Source organism: Pseudomonas sp. F-14 TE3482, assembly GCF_053629455.1.
In genome coordinates this window covers 4,377,873-4,395,637 of sequence record NZ_JBRJII010000001.1, presented here as the reverse complement: position 1 = coordinate 4,395,637, position 17,765 = coordinate 4,377,873, and the positions used below count along the sequence as shown (strand labels likewise).

18 protein-coding genes are annotated in these 17,765 nt (G+C 59.3%); 7 read left to right on the top strand and 11 right to left on the bottom strand.

Going from position 1 to position 17,765, the window contains the following annotated elements:
* Nucleotides 1–24: 24 nt before the first annotated feature.
* Nucleotides 25–816 (top strand): ABC transporter ATP-binding protein, encoded by a 792-nt coding sequence (locus tag AB7M26_RS19750; RefSeq protein ID WP_008074309.1) that lies wholly within the window; start codon nucleotides 25–27, stop codon nucleotides 814–816.
* A 120-nt stretch (nucleotides 817–936) separates the two neighbouring features.
* Here AB7M26_RS19750 and AB7M26_RS19745 read toward each other — a convergent pair whose 3' ends face one another.
* Nucleotides 937–1,881: a proline iminopeptidase-family hydrolase gene (locus AB7M26_RS19745; protein ID WP_123494873.1), complete on the bottom strand. Its 945-nt coding sequence runs from the start codon at nucleotides 1,879–1,881 to the stop codon at nucleotides 937–939.
* A gap of 93 nt (nucleotides 1,882–1,974) precedes the next feature.
* On the bottom strand, nucleotides 1,975–2,733 hold the full coding sequence (locus tag AB7M26_RS19740) for a LuxR family transcriptional regulator (RefSeq protein WP_123494874.1): 759 nt from the start codon (nucleotides 2,731–2,733) through the stop codon (nucleotides 1,975–1,977).
* A gap of 180 nt (nucleotides 2,734–2,913) precedes the next feature.
* Between AB7M26_RS19740 and AB7M26_RS19735 the strand changes: the two genes are divergently transcribed.
* Genes AB7M26_RS19735 through AB7M26_RS19710 form a run of 6 tightly spaced genes read left to right on the top strand, consistent with a single transcriptional unit; the run spans nucleotide 2,914 to nucleotide 9,102 of the window.
* Nucleotides 2,914–3,801, top strand: coding sequence for a proline iminopeptidase-family hydrolase (locus AB7M26_RS19735; RefSeq protein ID WP_008074303.1), 888 nt, complete (start codon nucleotides 2,914–2,916; stop codon nucleotides 3,799–3,801).
* A gap of 3 nt (nucleotides 3,802–3,804) precedes the next feature.
* Nucleotides 3,805–4,752, top strand: a complete 948-nt coding sequence (locus tag AB7M26_RS19730; protein WP_123494875.1) for an ABC transporter permease — start codon at nucleotides 3,805–3,807, stop codon at nucleotides 4,750–4,752.
* Nucleotides 4,749–5,603 (top strand): ABC transporter permease, encoded by an 855-nt coding sequence (locus AB7M26_RS19725; protein WP_123494876.1) that lies wholly within the window; start codon nucleotides 4,749–4,751, stop codon nucleotides 5,601–5,603. The genes AB7M26_RS19730 and AB7M26_RS19725 overlap by 4 nt, the downstream gene beginning before the upstream one ends.
* Nucleotides 5,600–6,586: an ABC transporter ATP-binding protein gene (locus AB7M26_RS19720; RefSeq protein WP_123494877.1), complete on the top strand. Its 987-nt coding sequence runs from the start codon at nucleotides 5,600–5,602 to the stop codon at nucleotides 6,584–6,586. The genes AB7M26_RS19725 and AB7M26_RS19720 overlap by 4 nt, the downstream gene beginning before the upstream one ends.
* The gene (locus tag AB7M26_RS19715) at nucleotides 6,583–7,554 is read left to right on the top strand and encodes an ABC transporter ATP-binding protein (RefSeq protein WP_123494879.1); all 972 of its coding nucleotides are present in this window, start codon (nucleotides 6,583–6,585) and stop codon (nucleotides 7,552–7,554) included. The genes AB7M26_RS19720 and AB7M26_RS19715 overlap by 4 nt, the downstream gene beginning before the upstream one ends.
* Before the next feature lie 33 nt (nucleotides 7,555–7,587).
* On the top strand, nucleotides 7,588–9,102 hold the full coding sequence (locus AB7M26_RS19710) for an ABC transporter substrate-binding protein (RefSeq protein ID WP_123494880.1): 1,515 nt from the start codon (nucleotides 7,588–7,590) through the stop codon (nucleotides 9,100–9,102).
* Between the two features lie 77 nt (nucleotides 9,103–9,179).
* Here AB7M26_RS19710 and AB7M26_RS19705 read toward each other — a convergent pair whose 3' ends face one another.
* The 9 genes from AB7M26_RS19705 to AB7M26_RS19665 all read right to left on the bottom strand — a co-directional run bounded on the left by AB7M26_RS19705 (nucleotide 9,180) and on the right by AB7M26_RS19665 (nucleotide 17,738).
* Complete coding sequence (locus AB7M26_RS19705; protein WP_123494881.1) at nucleotides 9,180–10,127, bottom strand: Csu type fimbrial protein; 948 nt, start codon at nucleotides 10,125–10,127, stop codon at nucleotides 9,180–9,182.
* A gap of 72 nt (nucleotides 10,128–10,199) precedes the next feature.
* A complete protein-coding gene (locus AB7M26_RS19700; RefSeq protein ID WP_123494882.1) occupies nucleotides 10,200–12,557 on the bottom strand; it encodes a fimbria/pilus outer membrane usher protein in 2,358 nt (785 codons plus the stop codon).
* 217 nt (nucleotides 12,558–12,774) lie between these two features.
* Complete coding sequence (locus AB7M26_RS19695) at nucleotides 12,775–13,563, bottom strand: fimbrial biogenesis chaperone (RefSeq protein ID WP_123494883.1); 789 nt, start codon at nucleotides 13,561–13,563, stop codon at nucleotides 12,775–12,777.
* Between the two features lie 30 nt (nucleotides 13,564–13,593).
* Nucleotides 13,594–14,091 carry a Csu type fimbrial protein gene (locus AB7M26_RS19690; RefSeq protein ID WP_259698664.1) on the bottom strand — a complete coding sequence of 166 codons (498 nt, stop codon included), beginning with the start codon at nucleotides 14,089–14,091 and terminating at the stop codon, nucleotides 13,594–13,596.
* Nucleotides 14,091–14,624 carry a Csu type fimbrial protein gene (locus AB7M26_RS19685; protein WP_123495399.1) on the bottom strand — a complete coding sequence of 178 codons (534 nt, stop codon included), beginning with the start codon at nucleotides 14,622–14,624 and terminating at the stop codon, nucleotides 14,091–14,093. Before AB7M26_RS19685 ends, AB7M26_RS19690 begins: the two co-directional genes overlap by 1 nt.
* Nucleotides 14,625–14,642: 18 nt before the next feature.
* Nucleotides 14,643–15,176, bottom strand: a complete 534-nt coding sequence (locus tag AB7M26_RS19680; protein WP_123494884.1) for a Csu type fimbrial protein — start codon at nucleotides 15,174–15,176, stop codon at nucleotides 14,643–14,645.
* Nucleotides 15,177–15,286: 110 nt separating this feature from the next.
* Nucleotides 15,287–15,787, bottom strand: coding sequence for a Csu type fimbrial protein (locus tag AB7M26_RS19675; protein WP_429376258.1), 501 nt, complete (start codon nucleotides 15,785–15,787; stop codon nucleotides 15,287–15,289).
* 192 nt (nucleotides 15,788–15,979) lie between these two features.
* Nucleotides 15,980–16,531 carry a Csu type fimbrial protein gene (locus AB7M26_RS19670; protein ID WP_123494886.1) on the bottom strand — a complete coding sequence of 184 codons (552 nt, stop codon included), beginning with the start codon at nucleotides 16,529–16,531 and terminating at the stop codon, nucleotides 15,980–15,982.
* A gap of 142 nt (nucleotides 16,532–16,673) precedes the next feature.
* Complete coding sequence (locus tag AB7M26_RS19665) at nucleotides 16,674–17,738, bottom strand: 2,3-butanediol dehydrogenase (RefSeq protein WP_259698680.1); 1,065 nt, start codon at nucleotides 17,736–17,738, stop codon at nucleotides 16,674–16,676.
* Nucleotides 17,739–17,765 lie beyond the last annotated feature (27 nt).

Sequence of the window (17,765 nt, the reverse complement as noted above, 5' to 3'; positions counted from 1 at the left end):
CTTACCCGATGCAGGAGAACCGAGATGACTAAATTCGTCGAGCTGACCCAGGTCAGCAAGCACTTCGACACTAAAAAAGGCCGCTTCCAGGCCCTCAGCAACGTCAACCTGAGCATCGCACGTGGCGAGTTCGTCTCGTTGATCGGTCATTCCGGATGCGGCAAGTCGACGGTGCTGAACCTGATCGCCGGTCTGCTTGAAGCCAATGGCGGCGGCTTGATATGCAACGGTCGCGAGATCGACGGTCCCGGCCCTGAGCGCGCAGTGGTGTTTCAAAACCACAGCCTGCTGCCCTGGCTGACTTGCTTCGGTAACGTGCACCTGGCCGTGGAGAAGGTATTCGGCAAACGCGAAAACAAGGCCGCGCTGAAGGCGCGTACCGAGGCGGCGCTGGCAATGGTCGGTCTTGAGCATGCCATGCACAAGCATCCCAGCGAGATTTCCGGGGGCATGAAGCAGCGTGTCGGCATCGCTCGCGCGCTGGCCATGGAGCCGAAAATACTGCTGATGGACGAACCCTTCGGCGCGCTCGACGCCCTCACCCGCGCGCACCTTCAGGACGAGCTGCTGCGTATCGTTGCCGCTACTCAGAGCACCGTGGTGATGGTCACCCATGATGTCGATGAGGCCGTATTGCTCTCCGACCGCATCGTGATGATGACCAACGGGCCGGCGGCCACCGTCGGTGAGATCCTTAGCGTTGGCCTGGCAAAACCGCGCAATCGCCTGGTACTGGCCAACGACCCCGAGTACCACCGCTATCGCACGACGGTCCTCGAGTTCCTCTACCACCGCCAGCAAATGCCGGCGGCGTGAAAACGAAACAAGTTTGGGGGTGGCCGTGACCGATATGACCCTGGCAGCGGAATCCAACGGTCGAGGTGTGCTCGTCAGCGACGGTGGATTCTTCATGCCACGGAACAGGAAAGACACGGGTCAGAGTGGGAGCTCTTCAAGCTTGCGATCGCCAGCCATCGCCCCGTTCAAGCACTCATCCAGGAACCTCACCACCGTCCCCATGCAGCCGACCCGCTCCTCGACATGGGGCATATGGCTGGAGTTCTCGAACAACGCCCAACGCACATTCGGGATCTGCTGCAGAAAGGGTCTGACCACCGTCGGTGTTGCTTCATCGTAGCGACCGGAGATCACCAGCGTCGGCACGTTGACCTGCGGCAAACGGTCGACGATGGTCCAGTCTTTCAGGCTACCTATCACATGAAACTCCGTCGGCCCGCTCATCGCATGGTAAACGGTGGGATCGGCATCGACCTGGGCAAACGTACGCGCGACTTCTTCGGGCCAGGGAATGACGCGACACACATGGTTGTCGTAAAAAACCCTGGAAGCGTCCTGATAGGCGGCCGCTTGAAAATCCCCTGCCCGTTCGTACTCAAGCAACGTTTCATGGACCCCAGCAGGCAGCAGTTGACGTAAACGGTTGGCTTCCTGAACCCAGACGCGCATGTCCGACGGGGAATTAGCGAGGATCAAGGCCCGTAGTCCCGCAGGTTGCCGTACCGCGTGCTCGCTAGCGAGCATGCCACCCCAGGATTGCCCCAGGAGTGCGTAATTGTCGCTGATACCGAGATGATCCAGCAGGTTGTCCAGCTCCTCGAGAAACAGCGCTACGTTCCAGAACGAGGTGTCTTTTTCCGGCAGGTGGGTCGAGCGACCGTTACCCAATTGATCGTAATGCACCACCGCCCGCCCACTCGCGGCGATGTCCTTATAGGCATCGACGTAATCATGCGTGCAGCCCGGGCCGCCATGCAGAATCACCAGCGGCGTGTTCTTGCCGTCAAAGTGACCTGTGACGCGATACCAGGTCTGATAAGGACCAAAAGGTGCGAAGCCTTCGCGTATTCCGATAGATTCCATTTCTTCGTGCCGCCCCTGAAAAACCGTACGGCACACGATAGCGGGATCAGACCTTCAAAATAACTAGAGAAATAGATAGGTTTTTGCCCTGTTTCAGCTATCGAGCAATCGATAGTGGGTGGCCCGCACCACGGCCTGGACCCGATTCTTGGCCCCGAGTTTATGCATGGCCGAGGTCAGATGGAGGCTGATGGTGGCCAATGAACGATTCAGTTGGTTGGCAATCTCGGCGGCGGTCAGCCCCTCAGCCGCCCATTTAAGGCACTCGCGTTCACGTTTGGTCAGATGAACGGGAGGCGTGTGAGCCTCCTTGCCAAGCAACGGATAGGCCGCTTCCTGCAAGGCATGGGAAATCAGGCTGAAATCGGCGAGGGTCCGCCGGGCATCGCACAGGACACTGCTGCTGCTGGTACGCAGCCCGGTCAAGGAGGCAAAGCCGCCTCTGGGCAGATGAATCGGGACCGACACACCACAGGTCATCTGCGCGTCTTCCAGATAATTCACCACTGGCGCATGGCACTGACTGATGACCGGCTCCAGCAGGGTGTCAGTCCCGGGTTTGTAAGACCAGACAAAGGGTGAAACACAATTGAGTGCTACCTGCTGGACAGGGTCGATCTGGTAGTAACCCTCTGCACACCAACGCGCATGCCAATCGGCTGGCGTGTTGCGCAGTTTGAGCACCGAGGGCGTAATCAACTTGCCTTCATGGTCCAGCGGCACCGGGCTGTAGTCGTACACCAACGCATCGAAGCCCAGCTCCTGGGCCAACAGCAAGGCGTTGTCCATCTGCTCATCCAGGCTCTTGCCCGACAACAGACGGGGATTGAGGTCTGATAGCTTCGTCTGCATCCATTGCCCTCCCTAATTAATTTCAATCCTGAAATTCAGCACGTAGAATGCCACGCCTCGGCGAGGGACTGCCAGACAAAACCTATTAGAAATACTAGCTTTTGGGCGTAAGACTTACTCAGTAAGGTAGGCCATTTAGTTAGCCTCCGAACCGGTCAGCATCATAAAGGGAGAATTGCGATGTGGCGTGAAATCGAGCCGGACCAGCACTATAACGTCGAGGTCGATGGCCACAATCTGGTGGTTTATAGCTTTGGCGAGGGCGATGAGGTCCTGCTGTGCCTCAATGGAGGCCCGGGGCTTCCCTGCGATTATCTGCGTGACGCCCATGGCTGGCTCAAGGACAAGGGGTTGCGCGTGGTCGCCTTTGACCAACTCGGCACCGGCGCGTCTGACAGACCTCAAGACCCATCCCTGTGGGATATTTCCCGTTATGTCGCTGAGGTGGAAACCGTCCGGCAGGCCCTCGACCTGGGCCGGGTGCATTTGCTGGGGCACTCCTGGGGCGGCTGGCTGGCGATCGAATATGCCATTTACCACCCTCATGCACTCAAAACCCTGATTCTGGAAAATACCGTAGGCGATATCCCGCACCTGTCTCAGGAACTGGAGCGTCTGCGGGGTGCGCTTGGCAGCGAAACCGTGGCCATGATGCAGCGCCATGAAGCCATGGGCACCCTCGATCACCCTCAATACCAAGCGGCAATCACCCTCCTCAACTATCGCCACGTCTGCCGCCTGGACGAGTGGCCGGCACCGGTCACGCGCTCTCTGGGCGACTGGAACATGGGGCCCTACACAACCATGCAGGGGCCCAATGAGTTTCTCTACGTCGGCAACCTGAAAAACTGGAACCGTCTCCAGGAAATGGCCGACTTCACCATGCCGGTATTGATTACCACCGGCCAGCACGACGAACTGACGCCGGCCTGTGCCATGCGCATGAAAATGGCGCTCAAGGATGCGGCACTGCATGTGTTCCCCAACAGCAGCCACATGCCCTTCTACGAAGAACCCCACGCCTACTTTCCGGTGTTGCTGGATTTCCTCCAGCGGCACCGAGGTTAGTCGATGAATCTGTCGCGTTACCGTTTCATCCTGTCACGCCCCCTGCAGCTGCTGCCGGTGCTGTTCGGCATCAGTCTCATCACGTTTGTGCTGGTACGCTCGATTCCCGGCGACCCGGCGCGCGCCCTGCTTGGCTCGCGCAGCACACCAGAGGGGCTGCTCAGGGTTCGCGCTCAGTTCGGCCTCGATCAGCCACTGTGGATGCAGTACTTCTACTTCCTGAAAAACCTGTTCAACGGCGACCTCGGCCAGTCATTGCTGTACAAGGTCGACGCCTTGAAGCTGATCAGCACGCGCATCGAGCCCACGCTGTTTCTGGTGCTCGGCAGTGTGCTGCTGGCCATGTTGATCGCGGTGCCGCTGGCCACCGTTGCGGCCCGTAACAAGGGCGGTTGGGGCGACAACCTGATCCGCCTGTTCACCACCGCCGGCCTCGGTATGCCGGCATTTTGGCTGGGGATCATGTTGATCCTGCTCTTCAGCGTACAACTGGGCTGGTTTCCGGTTTCCGGCTACGGCCGTTCCTGGCCGGACAAACTGCACCACATGGTCCTGCCCTGCCTGACCATTGCCCTGGCGTTATCGGCGGTATTGATACGTAACCTGAGGGCAAGCATGCTGATGGAATTGCAAGCCGACCATGTCACGGCAGCCCGGGCTCGCGGCCTGTCTGAAGACGCGGTGTTTCGTCGCCATGTGCTGCCCAATTCGCTCGTACCCGCCGTCAACCTGCTGGCGGTGAACATCGGCTGGCTGATCAGCGGCACGGTAGTCATCGAGAGTCTGTTCGCCATTCCCGGGATCGGCCAGTTATTGGTCCGAGGCATCTTCACCCGTGACTATATGGTGGTCCAGGGCGTGGCGATGGTGCTGGCCTGCGCCACTGTGGCGGTAAACTTTCTCGCCGATGTGGTGACAGTCGCCATCGATCCACGGGTGAAAATCCGATGAGCAGCCAGGCAACGACGGTTCCTCGACTGAACCTGCGCCTGGGTTTGCGCAACCCTCGACTGGCAATAGGATTAGGCTTGGCAATCCTGCTCGGCTGGCTGGTGCTGGCGATCTTCGCGCCCTGGATCGCGCCCTTCGATCCGATCGCCCAGAACACTGACATTCGCTTGCTGGCGCCCCATCTGGCCCACCCGTTCGGCACCGACAATTTTGGCCGCGACGTCTTGTCCCGAGTGATCTGGTCGGCCCGCATCGACTTGCAACTGGCGGTCATCGGGGTGATTTTCCCGTTTCTGATCGGCACGTGTGTCGGGGCTTTGTCCGGCTACATCGGCGGGCGTTTCGACACGTTCTGTATGCGCCTGATCGATATCATCCTGGCCTTCCCGTTCCTGGTGTTGATGCTGGCGATCATGGCGATTCTCGGTCCTGGCCTGATGAGTTTTTATATCGCCATGGCACTGGTGGGCTGGGTGTCCTACGCACGATTGATCCGCTCACAGATCCTGATCCTCAAGGAAAGCGATTTTGCCCTGGCCGCCAAAAGCCTCGGCTTCGGTCATGGGCGCATTCTGTTCAGGCACCTGCTGCCGAACGCGATGTTCGGTTCGATCGTGTTTTCCATGTCCGATGCGGTACTGGTATTGCTCAACGGCGCAGCGGTCAGTTACCTCGGCCTCGGGGTTCAACCACCGACTGCCGAGTGGGGCACGATGGTCGCCGAAGGCCAGAGTTTCATTACTTCCGCCTGGTGGATCTGCACCTTTCCGGGATTGGCGATCGTCACCCTGGCCATGGGCTTCAGCCTGTTGGCCGATGCTGTTGCCGAGCACTTGGGTGAACGCTCGTGAGTGCGCCTGTGCTGAAGGTCGAAGAGCTCAGCGTTATCGCCCGTAAGGGTGAGCACGAGGTGACGCTGGTGGATCGCTTGTCCTTTGACCTGGCCGAGGGTGAAGTGCTTGGGCTGGTGGGGGAAAGCGGCTCCGGTAAAACCATGGCCTGTCGCGGTTTAATGAGACTGTTGCCGTCGCCGAACCTGCGTGTCGAAGGCACCGCCGTGCAACTGGCCGGGGAAAATCTATTGCACCTGGACGAGGCCGGCATGCGCCGCATGCGTGGGCGTCAATTGGGGATGATTTTCCAGAACCCCAGCAGCCATCTCGACCCGTTGATGCGCATCGGCGAGCAGATTGGCGAAGGTATTCGTCTACACCAAGGCGCCAGCACGCGTGAAGCCCGCGCTCAAGCCATCGACGTCCTTCGTCAAGTGGGCATTCCCGATCCGCAGCGACGAGTCGACAGTTACCCTCACGAATTCTCCGGCGGCATGCGCCAGCGAGCGATGATCGCCGTGGCACTGGGTTGCAACCCGAACGTGCTGATCGCCGACGAACCGACCACCGCCCTCGATGTCACGGTGCAAGCGCAGATCCTGCGCCTGCTGCTCGATCTGCGTGACCAGCGTGGCCTGTCAATCATCTTGATCACCCATGACCTGGGGGTCGTTGCGCAGACCTGCGACTCGATTGCGGTGATGTACGCCGGACGCTTGTGCGAGCACGGCAACAAGCACGAGGTGCTGGCCCATCCACGCCACCCTTACACCGCGGGGTTGATCGACTGTCAGCCGGCCACCAGTCACGGTCACGCATTGCTCAAAACCATCGCCGGGCAACCGCCCCTGCTCGACGCCCTGCCCCAGGGTTGCCGCTTCAATCCGCGTTGCCAGCAAATCGGCAGCCAATGCACAACACTGATGCCGGGTTTGCAGCCGGTCAGCCATGGACACCGCATCGCTTGCCATTACCCATTGGCCGCCGGAGACCGCTCATGACCCTGCTCAAGGTCAAGGATTTGCATGTGCGCTTCGCCGCGCCAGGCACTGGTTTGCTGGGCATGAACCGGCAATGGCTGACGGCGGTCAACGGCGTTTCGCTGACCCTCTCGGCGGGTGAAACACTCGGGCTGGTCGGCGAGTCGGGCAGCGGTAAAAGCAGCTTGGGGCGGGCGATCCTGCACCTTAACGAGATTTACGCCGGGCAGGTGCTGTTCGATGGCATCGACATGGCCCATGCCGGGAAGATCGATATCGAGAGACTGCGTCATGAGACGGCGATGGTTTTTCAAGACCCCTATGCCGCGCTCAATCCGCGCCTGAGCATCGGCCAGACCCTGGCAGAAGTGCTCCGGGTACAACGCAAGGTGCCGGAATCGCTGATTGCCGCCCGTGTCGATGAACTGTTGACTTTGGTTGGTCTGCGCCCCGAATTGGCCGCCCGCAAACCGCACGCCTTGAGCGGCGGCCAGTGCCAGCGTGTCGGGATCGCCCGCGCGCTGGCCGTGGAACCGCGCCTGATCGTCGCCGATGAATGCGTGGCCGCGCTGGACGTGTCCATCCAGGGGCAGATCATCAACCTGCTGCTGGAGCTGCGTCAGCGCATGAACCTGGCGATTGTGTTCATTGCCCATGATCTGGCGATCGTTCGCCGGCTCTGTGATCGGGTGGCGGTGATGTACCTGGGCAAGATCGTCGAAGAAGGACCGGTGGAAGAAGTATTTCGCTCCCCGCGACATCCCTATACCGCCGCGCTGATCCAGTCGATTCCAGAAATCGATCCGGCCCGGGCGCTACCCACCGACCCTTTGCCCGGTGAACCGCCCAGCCCTTTGCAGTTGCCATCCGGTTGCGCCTTTCACCCACGCTGTCGCTACGTTCGTGCCACTTGTAGCCAGGTGGCGCCCCCTACCCGTCAACTCGACGCTCGCCGTTACGACTGCGTGCTCGAGGAGCCACTGTTTTAAAAAACCACGTACTCATCAAGAAGGAGTTTGACCATGAGATCCAGGCATTTGAAATTGCTCGCCGCAGCCACATTGACCGCTTGCACCCTTGCCAGCGGCATTGCCCAGGCGGCGGGTGTACTCACCATCGGTTGCCGTGAAGAAAGCACCACGTTCGACCCGATCAAAAGCGCGCAAAACCGCGATACCTGGGTGTTTTCCAATGTCTACGATACGCTGATCCGGGTCGACAAGGCCGGCAGCAAGATGGAACCTGGCCTGGCTGAAAGCTGGAAAGTCTCCGACGATGGCCTGACCTACACCTTCAAAATGCGCGCGGCGAAATTCTCCGACGGCTCGCCGATCACGGCCGATGATGCGGCATTCAGTCTGTTGCGCACTCGCGATAACAAGGCCTCGCTGTGGAGCGATGCCTACAAACTGATCGACACGGCGAAAGCAGCCGATCCGCAGACCCTGGTGGTCACCCTGACTACCCCGTCGGTACCGTTCCTCTCGCAATTGGCCTCGCCGACCGTGTCGGTGCTCTCGCAGAAGGCCATGACCCGCATGGGCGAAGATGCCTATGCTCAGGAGCCTGTGGTGTCAGGCGCATTTTTTGTCAAAGAGTGGCTGCGCGGCGATCGCGTGAAGCTGGAGAAGAACCCTCATTTCTGGCAGGCCAACAAGGTCAGCCTGGATGGCGTGGAGTGGATTTCCATTCCCGACGACAACACCCGGATGCTCAAGGTGCAGGCCGGTGAGCTGGACACCGCGATCTTCGTACCGTTTTCGCGAGTCGATGCGCTGCGCAAGGATCCCAACCTGACCATCCACTCCGACCCTTCCACTCGGGAAGATCATCTGTTGATCAACCATGAGCACGGCCTGCTGGCCAAGCCTGAAGTACGTCAGGCATTGGACATGGCGATCAACAAAAAATCGGTAGTCGATACCGTCACCTTCGGCCATGGCCAGGAGGCTTACTCCTACATTCCCAAGGGCTCGCTTTACCACTACGCCAACAACTTGAAGCGTCCATTCGACCCGGCCAAAGCCAAGCAGATGCTGAGCGATGCCGGCGCAGCGGGCATGAAGCTGAATTACGTGGTCAACGCCGGCAACGAAGCCGATGAACAGATTGCCGTGCTGGTTCAGCAGCAACTGGCGGCTGTCGGTGTGACTGCCACCCTGCAAAAAGTTGACCCCACCCAGAGCTGGCAGATGCTGGTCGACGGTGACTACGACCTGTCCGTGATGTATTGGACCAACGACATCCTCGACCCGGACCAGAAGACCACCTTCGTTCTGGGCCACGACACCAACATGAACTACATGACCCGCTACAAGAACGACAAGGTCAAGGATCTGGTATCGGCTGCCCGCATTGAAGCGGCCCCGGCCAAGCGTGAACAGATGTACGTCGACCTGCAGAAGATCGCCAAAAATGACGTTAACTGGATCGACCTTTACTACAGCCCTTACATCAACATTTCGCGCAAGAACATCGAAAACTTCCAGCAGAATCCACTGGGGCGTTTCTCTCTTGAGGAAACGGTGAAGAACTGAGTAATCGTTGCGCTGAAGCATGGAAAAACAAAAGGACCTCTTTTCAGAGGTCCTTTTTTTATGCCTGGAAGCTCGTACTAGAACCCCACATCCAGCACCACACTGTCCATGTAGGTTCCCGGTGGCGGCGTGCTCTGGTCGAGGTAGATTTTGGCGTTGTAGTTGAAGATCTGACTGCCAGTGCCCAAGCCGTTGCCGGGGTTGACCTCGGCATCGGAACTTGTGCGACGCGCCGTGCTGACACTGCCCCAACGAGTGCTTCCGGCACTCTTGAAAATGTCGTAATCCAAATAATTGCCGCCTGAGATCATTCGCCTGCGCCCGCCCACGCCGACAGCATGCTGTCCGTCATCCAGCCCCACCGTGTAGGCACTGCCCTTGGTGCAGACCAGGTTGATCGTCTGGCCAGTGACGGTGGAGAAGGAGCTGATTGCCGAGGCACTGCCAAAACTGATGTTCGGCGCAGTGATCGTGCAATCGTTGTCCACGGTCATATTGACAGTCAGACTCGTGGAACCGCTGTTGATGTCTCGCCCCTGACAGCTGCCACCGCCACCATAGTCATGGCAATAATCCCAACTCCAGAAAATGTTGAGGGTTTCAGAGTAAATCCCGGCCGCCACGTTGCTGCCGATGATCGTATTCAGATAGATCGGTACAGCCTTGGCAACCGTTGGATTGGAAAGCAAGCCGAGGTCATCGATGATTGAGTGTCGGGCGAAATCGAACGCTACGCCGCGAGTGATCGGATAGCTGCTGCTGTTGTTGGCAAACAGCGTGTAACCAATCACATCACTGGTTGGCCCGACCACCCCTGCGGTTGCCGATGTAATGGTGACGTAAAAATGATCATCGCTGGCCAACGGCGATACCAGCGAACCGGTGCAACTCAAGCCGGCATGGGTGGTGGAACTGGTTTGCAAAGTGGTACGCACCGCGATCGAACTGAGCGAGCCAAAGCCCGCCGGTGAAGTACTGGCCACCTCGCACAAGGCAAAGGCCTGACACGGCAGAAAAATCGCCATCAGCCTGATCACTCTACCCGGCCATAGGTCAAAAAATTGCACACCCACCTCCCTGTTCTATTCAATGCGGTTTCATTGACACAGCAGCGGCCCGATCAACGGCACCTGGTCCTGTTGCATGTCCAGCGTGAACTGCGCCTGGCAAGTCCGGCCATCGTCCAAGGTCACCTGCAAACTGTTGTGCTCTTCCAGGTTTTCCAGATAAACCAGCCCGTCCCAACCGACCACGGCGTGCGTCCCGCTCTGCTCGTGCCGCACGCCGCTGCCCAAGGGCAATGGGTGCTGCTGCGCGTCCACCAACACAACACTCGCGGCAATGATCCTGCTCAGTGGAAACTCCAGCAGGTAACCACTGCCACGGCGCACCGCGACTCGTTGTTCAACATTCGAACTCTGCACATTGGTCGGCAAATTCAGTGGATCGATTTCATATTTGCCGCGGTAATAAGCGCTGCTCCATGGCACCAGCAGATGACCGTTTTTATCCGTTTGGCCCACCCGTTGATTTTCGTAACGCACCGGAATATCGGCAAAGCCACCGGTACTGACCACGACGAAAGCATCATCGATACGATTGGCAACGAACACTTGATGGTCCATCCACACCAGCGAGCCGCTGGCATCGGCCCAACGAGTCTCGGCATCACTGCGTCCGTAAATCCCTGCCTGCAATTGCACCGACTGCAGGCGCCAGGTCAGGTCGGCCTGACGATAATCCGGGCCTTCGTCGTGGGCATAACCGAGGTTGAAGCCCACGCCGCCTGCACTAGGCACCGCACGACTGTAGTTGACGCGCTGGCGGCTTATGCCGGTCTTGCTGCGCTCGCCACTCATGCTCAGAGTGCCACGCAGGTCGAACGGGATGACCAGTTGCGCCTGCATCGCCCAGTCGCTATCGCCGATCTCGCGATTGGCCGACACGTAAAAACTGGTATTGCGCCACAGTGGCTTGCTCCAGGTCAGATTGAGTAACCGGGTGCGCGAATCATCCGCCGCTCGCACATCGAAATAGCCTGCGCCAAGGCTGCCCCAGCCGTTGAGACTGACGCTCAGGGTCAACTGCTCGCTGCGCCGGCTGAGGCTGACATAGGGGCTGTCGACCACGGTCAGGTCGGCGTACTGGTCGCGGCGCTGCATACGCTGATAGGCAACGCTGTAGTGCTGACTGCTGTATTGATAACCGAGGCTGACTTGCTGACCGCTATTGTCGTCGAACCGGCTTTGACTGATCGCCGTGTTGAGCACGCCGAAATTGCCCACGCGCAGGTTGCCGCCAACGCCACCAAGGGCCAGCGCGTCCGAGGCTTCGGCATGGGTTTCGAGGGTCAGACTGTCGTTCAGACCGTAACGCAGGCTGCCGGAGGTCACACCCGGACCGTAACCGAAATCGCGGATCCCGAAGTCACGACGCAGGGTACCGGCGGCCACCGAGAAATCCATCAGGCCTTTTTGCAGCAGGTTGCTGGTGACATAAAACGGCACGGTGGTCGAGACCTGTCGACCGAGGGCATCGGTCGTGACCACCACTGCTTCGCCCGCACCGTTGATGAACGGAACGTTGGTCAGCGTGTAGGGACCGGGCTGCAACTCGGCACTGCTGGACTTGTAGCCGTTGATGAACAGGTCGACCGATGAAGGTACCGCCGCCTCCCCGGCGAACTGCGGCAACGGGTAGGTCACAAGGTCCGGGCGCACGCCGAAATCGCGCGACACTTGCACACCGCCCAGGCGCACCGAACTGCTCCAGGGCAAGGCACCACTGATCAGGTCGCCCGCCTCGTAAGTCAGCAGGCGTTCATCATCGGAATAACGCCAGGTGGTGTCGTAACGTCGATAACCATTGTTCAGTGTGTCGTTGCTGATTCCGGAAATCGTGCGCCGGTATTGCCCGGTGTTGGACAGCGTGCCCCAACTGTCAAACAGCCGCACTTCGTTCCAGGCCGCAAGGTAGCTGCCGCTGTCGTCGGTGTCATTGAGGTACAAGTCGTAGTTGAGCAAGGCACCAAAACTGCTCAACGCCGCGGTGCGCGGATACGCCTCTTGGCTGCCGACAAATTGCTCCGGCAACCAGTCCGGCGGGACGGTCAACAAAAGCCGCTGCCCCTGTCTGTCATAGTCGCTTGTCAAACCTTGCAGACTGTCGAGGGCGACCTCAGCGTTGAGTGCTTGCGGCAATTTCATACCGATTTCGCGTAACGCCGCGACCGGCACAAAGAAGCGCCCGCCACGCTGCTCCAGTGCCACCACACGCCCGGTCTCCATTTGATTGACGATCAGTTCCAGAAACAATTGCGCGTCGGCAATCACCTCCATGCCGCTGGGCGCTGGCGGCAGCTCTGCCCCCAGGCCGGGGTGGGCGAATACCAGACAGTGGAGGCCAATCGCGGCCCACAGCGGACGCTTGATACTGCGAGCCCAATCCTGGCTCATCACCGTTTTACGTCCGTCAATGGACATTTCCTTACTGTGGCGATCAAGAGATGCGCACAACACTTGTGATGAGGGGGCTTGCTCCCGCTGGGTCACGGAGCGGCCCTAAAATCAGCGACATCGTTTTATCGGGTAGAACGCGGCTGCCGATTTTACGACTGCTTCGCAGCCGAGCGGGAGCAAGCGCCCTCGTCACACTGTTCCTATCACCGGGCTATCACCGTCCCGGTGCAATATTCTGAACCTGCGGCGCGCCATTGACCCGCACTTGCAAGGCCTGGTCCGCACTGATCGGCTCCGGTGTCGGCCACCGCATGATCGCCCCCGGCAGCACATAGCCGAGCAGTCCCTCAACTAGCGGCCGTGTCTGACCACCCTGCTTGAACGCGACATCGGTCAACCGGGCATGCACCGCGCCCTGATTGCGCACTTCCATGTAGGAACGGCCATCGACTGCCACTTTGCGCCAGCTCAGATCAGGCGCACCCGCGCCTTTGGGGTCGCGTTTACGGGTCGTGTCTTCCTTGCTCCACAGACCGGCACCGTAGGCAAACAGCGGCACCGAATAACGCATTTGAAACCGGATAGCGGCAGCGGTTTTGCCGTCTTCAGCCGTCACGGGTCTGGCCGCGGGAATTTCATCGATAATGATGCGATAGGCCAACTCCTGCCCCGGCGGTACATCGCGGGTACGGGTCAGGCGTACGAGTTGCTTCTGCCCGGGTTCGATTTTCGCAACCGGCGGGCTGCCAATGACATCGCGCTGGTTTTGATACTGATCGCTGAAACCACTCTGGCTCCAGGCAAACACGCGGATCTGCAGATTCGCCGTCTCGTTGCCGCGATTTTCCAGCCACAACGCACTCGCTTGTTGATCGGCCTCCAGCACTGGATCAATCGGCCAGATCAACACCGAACTGGCCGCCTGCACCTTGACCCCGCCCAGCAATGCCATTGCCAGCACAGCGCAACGCGCGGCTGGTAATCTGCGCAAAGGTGAATACATATGCCTGCTCCTTATGCCCGAACTACCGAGCTACCACGACAGCTGCACCTGCAGCACATCGCTATAAATTCCTCCGGGCTGATCACCCGGTAACTGTACTTGTGCGTAGATAGGCAATCGGATGTTGTTCGCATCGCTGTAGGCCACGGCCACGCTCTGACCGATGCCCAGGCTTTCACTGAAGGCTGCGTCACTGAATAATTGATAGGGCACACGGGCACTGCCGTCATCAAGCTGCAGGTGCCGCCCGTTGCTGTTGTACTGGCCGCCATCGACGCTCAGGCTCAGGCTCACGCCCGGCGTGCATTGCAACTGCACGCCGTCGCTCAATTGCACTGGAACAGTGTTGGTCGCCAACGCCGATTGAGTGCCGAAATCGAGGTTGCCGTAAGTGGAAACCCCGCCCATCACCAGACATGCCGCTGTCACTGTCGCGCTGACCTGAAAACTCTGACTGGTGCCCGCCGCCAGCGGCAGAGGCAAACCAGTCGCGCCGATCAGGATCAGCGCGGCAAGACTCCATTGCACTAGAAAGTCAATTCAACGGCGACAGAGTCCGAGTAGGTGCCTGCGGGCAAGCCGGCCTTGCCCACGGCCTTGCCGTAGATATTCACCGTCTGCGCCACCCCGGTACTTTCTGCAAGTGCGATCACCCCGCCGATCGCCAAGACCTGCGTACGACCGGAGTCGGTATACAGGTCGTAAGGCACGAAGTTGGTGCTGCCATCGGTCAGTGCGCGAGTGCCGCCGACAGATCCGCCATCATTGTTGCCGGCACCGACTGTGACAGTCGGTAAGGTGCCGCTGGAGCACAGAATCGACAGCGCGCCACCGCCGCCGGCGAGCACCTCCCCGTTTGCTGTAGTAAACAAACTGCCGGTGGAACCGAAGTCCAGCGTACCGAAGTTCACCCCGCTGGTTTCGCCGGCACCGTTGATCTGACAGCTGCTACTGAGCGTCATGCTGGAAGTGAACTGGCCGGTCGTCGTGGCTGCCTGAGCACTGCTGACCAGCGCCAGAACGAGCACTGAAAATCCAATCCTTGATACGAGCATATGCATGATGTCCATCCTCTGGGTTTACCAATCCAGCGTGACCGTCAAGGTGTCGGTATAGACCCCTGCCGGAACCGCGCCGGTATTCGCGACCACCGAGCCAAATACCGGGATTGGTACCTGGCCCCCATTGGTTACAGCGAAATTGCGTTGTTGCCCGATGCTGTAGCTGTCGCCACCGGAAGCATCGAGGAACAATCGATAAGGGATGGTCTGGGTACCATTGCTCAGGCGCCGCGTGGTGCCGTCGCCATGGGTGCCGCCGTCGATGGTCACCGTGAAACCGGTCACCGAAGAGTTGCAGGAGACTTCCAGCGTGCCGTTGCCGGCATCGCTCAGGTTGGCATTGATCGGCTTGGTCCAGGTCGGACCTTGCGAGCCGAAATCCAACAGGCCGACATCACCGATCGGACTGCCGTCGCTATTGGTTATGTCATTGGTCACTGCACAACTGGCGATGATGATCAGCCGCGCATCAATCTGCCCGCTGATCGCCGCTTGCGCCTCCTCGGCCAGTAGTAAAACTGTGCCAAGGGTCATCACCACCCAACTTTTCATCGTCTTGCACCGATCCCAGTTCCATCAGGATTCAAACAGTGGCCGTCCATTTGCGAACGACGTTTCCTTGTACTGCCCGAATCCATCGGACAGGTGTCACTCAATGCCTGCTACCAGCTCACGGTCACTTTCAAGAGATCGGAATAACGGCTGACGCGGGGAATCTCGGCCAACCGCTCGATACGGCCATACAGAGGCAAATCCACCGTACCTGAATCCGGCACCCGCCCACTCAAGAGCACATTCACCGGCAGCGGAATCTGCCGTGCGGCGTCTTGATAGAGGCGATAAGGAATGGGTTTGCTGTGCTCTGCACTGCCCGCCAGATAACGGACCTCGCCGACGCCGCCATGCAGTCCGCCGTCGACCTGTAATTGGTAAGGGGTATCGGGATTGCATTCCAGGCGTGGCAGCCGTGTGTCAAGCAATGCTGCACTCAATGGCCCTGAAGGATCGTCCAGGCGGGCGGTGGTGCCGAAGTCGAGGACGCCCAATTGCTCGATACCTGCTTCACGCTGTTGGCCAACCAACTGGCAACCGCGCTGCACATTGACCCGGACCTCAACCTGAAACTGCGCCGCCAATGCTGTCGTACTGAGCATCGTGCTCATGACCGCCAAAACCCCGAGCCCATTCAAATTCCCATTCCCTTTAAGGGGTTATTCGCAGGCTGAGGTTAGCATCGAAGTGGGAAACAACACGTCAAATCCGCACCTTTGCGACGAAGGGGCATATTGGGTGTGTATCAGGGCATCGGCTGAATTTCTGAAGGAAGGAACCGTGCTTGACCACGGTCTTTAAGGTCAAAAGGTGACAGTGGCCGTCATTGTGTCGGCATAGGTGCCTGGCGGACTAAGCTGCCCCGCCGCTACTCGACCATAGACAGGGATCACCTGAACGGAGCCACTGCCGGTTCCAGTGATGAGCCCGGTGCCACCGGTGTCGCCCCAATTGGTCGCCCGCGTGACGTCCGAGTACAGCGCATAAAACAGGATACCTGCCGGAGTGCCGGACATCTGCCGGGCGGTCGCGGTGCCGCCGCTCGTCCCGGCACCGAGGCCCACACTATAGGCAGTCGTGTTGGTGCAGTTGACCGACAGACTGGACTCAGCATCGGCTTGCACACCTGTATAGGCACCGAAAGCCAAAGGAGAGGCGGTGATCCCGCAGCCGGCCACAATGCTTGCGGAGACGGTGAAGGTCGCAGTGGAAGTCGCTGAAATGGCCAGAGTGGGCAGCAGGCTGAGGGTAAAAACGCTCAGGATGCCGACACGGGCGAGAATGCCCCTGTCGCGGTGCATCCGAGTCTTCCAACGGGGACGTGAGGAAGATTGCGTGCAATGCAAAAACGTCATGGCGATAACTCCCTGTAGTACTTGGCGGACGATCAGGTTTTTTCAAAGTTCTGAAAGAACCTGATCGTCCAGCCTGGATTCCAAAGCGTAGTCCAGAGTGGGCCTCACACGGATGTTTCGTGGCCGCACGCCTCAGGTGGCCTCAGACTCTAGCGGGTGAAACGATGATTTTCACGTTGTGTTCCTTGTTGTTGACCAATTCCTCAAAGCCCTGCCCGACGATCTGTTCCAGCTGAATGCGCCCGGTTACCAGGGGTGTGATGTCCAGCCGGCCATCAGCGATAAAAGCAATCACGTCAGCGAACTCGCCGTTGTAGGCGAGCGCACCCAGCACCTGTTTTTCGGTGGAGACCAACTCGAAGAAATTGAACTCGCTGGGTTCCTCGAAGATGCCCACCAACACGCACATGCCGGCCTTGCGGATGAGGTCGATAGCGAGCTTGGCCGTGTGTTTGTTGCCGATGCATTCGAAGCTGACATCCGCCCCAAGTCCGCCGGTCAGCCGCCGCACCTCTGCCAGAGCGTCACATTCATTGGGGTCCAGCACATGGCTCGCCCCAACCTCCAGAGCCTTGGCCTTGCGCGCTCCCGACATTTCCAGGGCGATGACCTGGGCCGCACCAGCAGCCTTGGCACACATGATGGTGCACAGGCCGATGGTTCCCGCGCCAACCACCACTACATTTTTCCCCAGTACACTCCCGGCCTTTTTTACCGCGTGCATGCCCACGGCCAGCGGTTCGATCAGCGCCCCGGCCTCGGCGGGAAAGTTGGCCGGCAACTTGTACAGCAGATTGGCCGGCACGTTGACCAACTCGGCGAATGCACCATTGTTCATCAGCCCGGTGAAGGCCAGGTTCTCGCAAATGTTGTACAACCCATGGGTGCAGTAATAACAGGTGCCACAGTGCTGACAGGCATCGGCTGCCACCGGCTCGCCCACACTGAACTCCTCAACACCGGCTCCAAGTTCGACGATTTCGCCACAGAACTCATGACCGAGAATGCACTGCCCCTTGATACCGGTCAGCGGGTGTGGCGCATCCACCGGGATGAACACCGGCCCGGCCACGTATTCGTGCAGGTCGGAGCCGCAAATACCGCACCATTGCACGCGAATCTGGACCCAACCCGCAGGTGGCGACACGGGCAGCGGAACGTCTTCGACACGGATATCGTGACGGCCATGCCAGACAGCGGCACGCATGCGGCGGGTCGGATCAATTGAAAGGCT

What these genes read in the sequence shown, in the direction of transcription:
- AB7M26_RS19750 (WP_008074309.1), top strand. Translation starts at nt 25, where the DNA reads ATGACTAAATTCGTCGAGCTGACCCAGGTCAGCAAGCACTTCGACACT.
- AB7M26_RS19745 (WP_123494873.1), bottom strand. Translation starts at nt 1,881, where the DNA reads ATGGAATCTATCGGAATACGCGAAGGCTTCGCACCTTTTGGTCCTTAT.
- AB7M26_RS19740 (WP_123494874.1), bottom strand. Translation starts at nt 2,733, where the DNA reads ATGCAGACGAAGCTATCAGACCTCAATCCCCGTCTGTTGTCGGGCAAG.
- AB7M26_RS19735 (WP_008074303.1), top strand. Translation starts at nt 2,914, where the DNA reads ATGTGGCGTGAAATCGAGCCGGACCAGCACTATAACGTCGAGGTCGAT.
- AB7M26_RS19730 (WP_123494875.1), top strand. Translation starts at nt 3,805, where the DNA reads ATGAATCTGTCGCGTTACCGTTTCATCCTGTCACGCCCCCTGCAGCTG.
- AB7M26_RS19725 (WP_123494876.1), top strand. Translation starts at nt 4,749, where the DNA reads ATGAGCAGCCAGGCAACGACGGTTCCTCGACTGAACCTGCGCCTGGGT.
- AB7M26_RS19715 (WP_123494879.1), top strand. Translation starts at nt 6,583, where the DNA reads ATGACCCTGCTCAAGGTCAAGGATTTGCATGTGCGCTTCGCCGCGCCA.
- AB7M26_RS19710 (WP_123494880.1), top strand. Translation starts at nt 7,588, where the DNA reads ATGAGATCCAGGCATTTGAAATTGCTCGCCGCAGCCACATTGACCGCT.
- AB7M26_RS19705 (WP_123494881.1), bottom strand. Translation starts at nt 10,127, where the DNA reads ATGGCGATTTTTCTGCCGTGTCAGGCCTTTGCCTTGTGCGAGGTGGCC.
- AB7M26_RS19700 (WP_123494882.1), bottom strand. Translation starts at nt 12,557, where the DNA reads ATGAGCCAGGATTGGGCTCGCAGTATCAAGCGTCCGCTGTGGGCCGCG.
- AB7M26_RS19695 (WP_123494883.1), bottom strand. Translation starts at nt 13,563, where the DNA reads ATGTATTCACCTTTGCGCAGATTACCAGCCGCGCGTTGCGCTGTGCTG.
- AB7M26_RS19685 (WP_123495399.1), bottom strand. Translation starts at nt 14,624, where the DNA reads ATGCATATGCTCGTATCAAGGATTGGATTTTCAGTGCTCGTTCTGGCG.
- AB7M26_RS19680 (WP_123494884.1), bottom strand. Translation starts at nt 15,176, where the DNA reads ATGAAAAGTTGGGTGGTGATGACCCTTGGCACAGTTTTACTACTGGCC.
- AB7M26_RS19675 (WP_429376258.1), bottom strand. Translation starts at nt 15,787, where the DNA reads ATGAGCACGATGCTCAGTACGACAGCATTGGCGGCGCAGTTTCAGGTT.
- AB7M26_RS19670 (WP_123494886.1), bottom strand. Translation starts at nt 16,531, where the DNA reads ATGACGTTTTTGCATTGCACGCAATCTTCCTCACGTCCCCGTTGGAAG.
- AB7M26_RS19665 (WP_259698680.1), bottom strand. Translation starts at nt 17,738, where the DNA reads ATGCGTGCCGCTGTCTGGCATGGCCGTCACGATATCCGTGTCGAAGAC.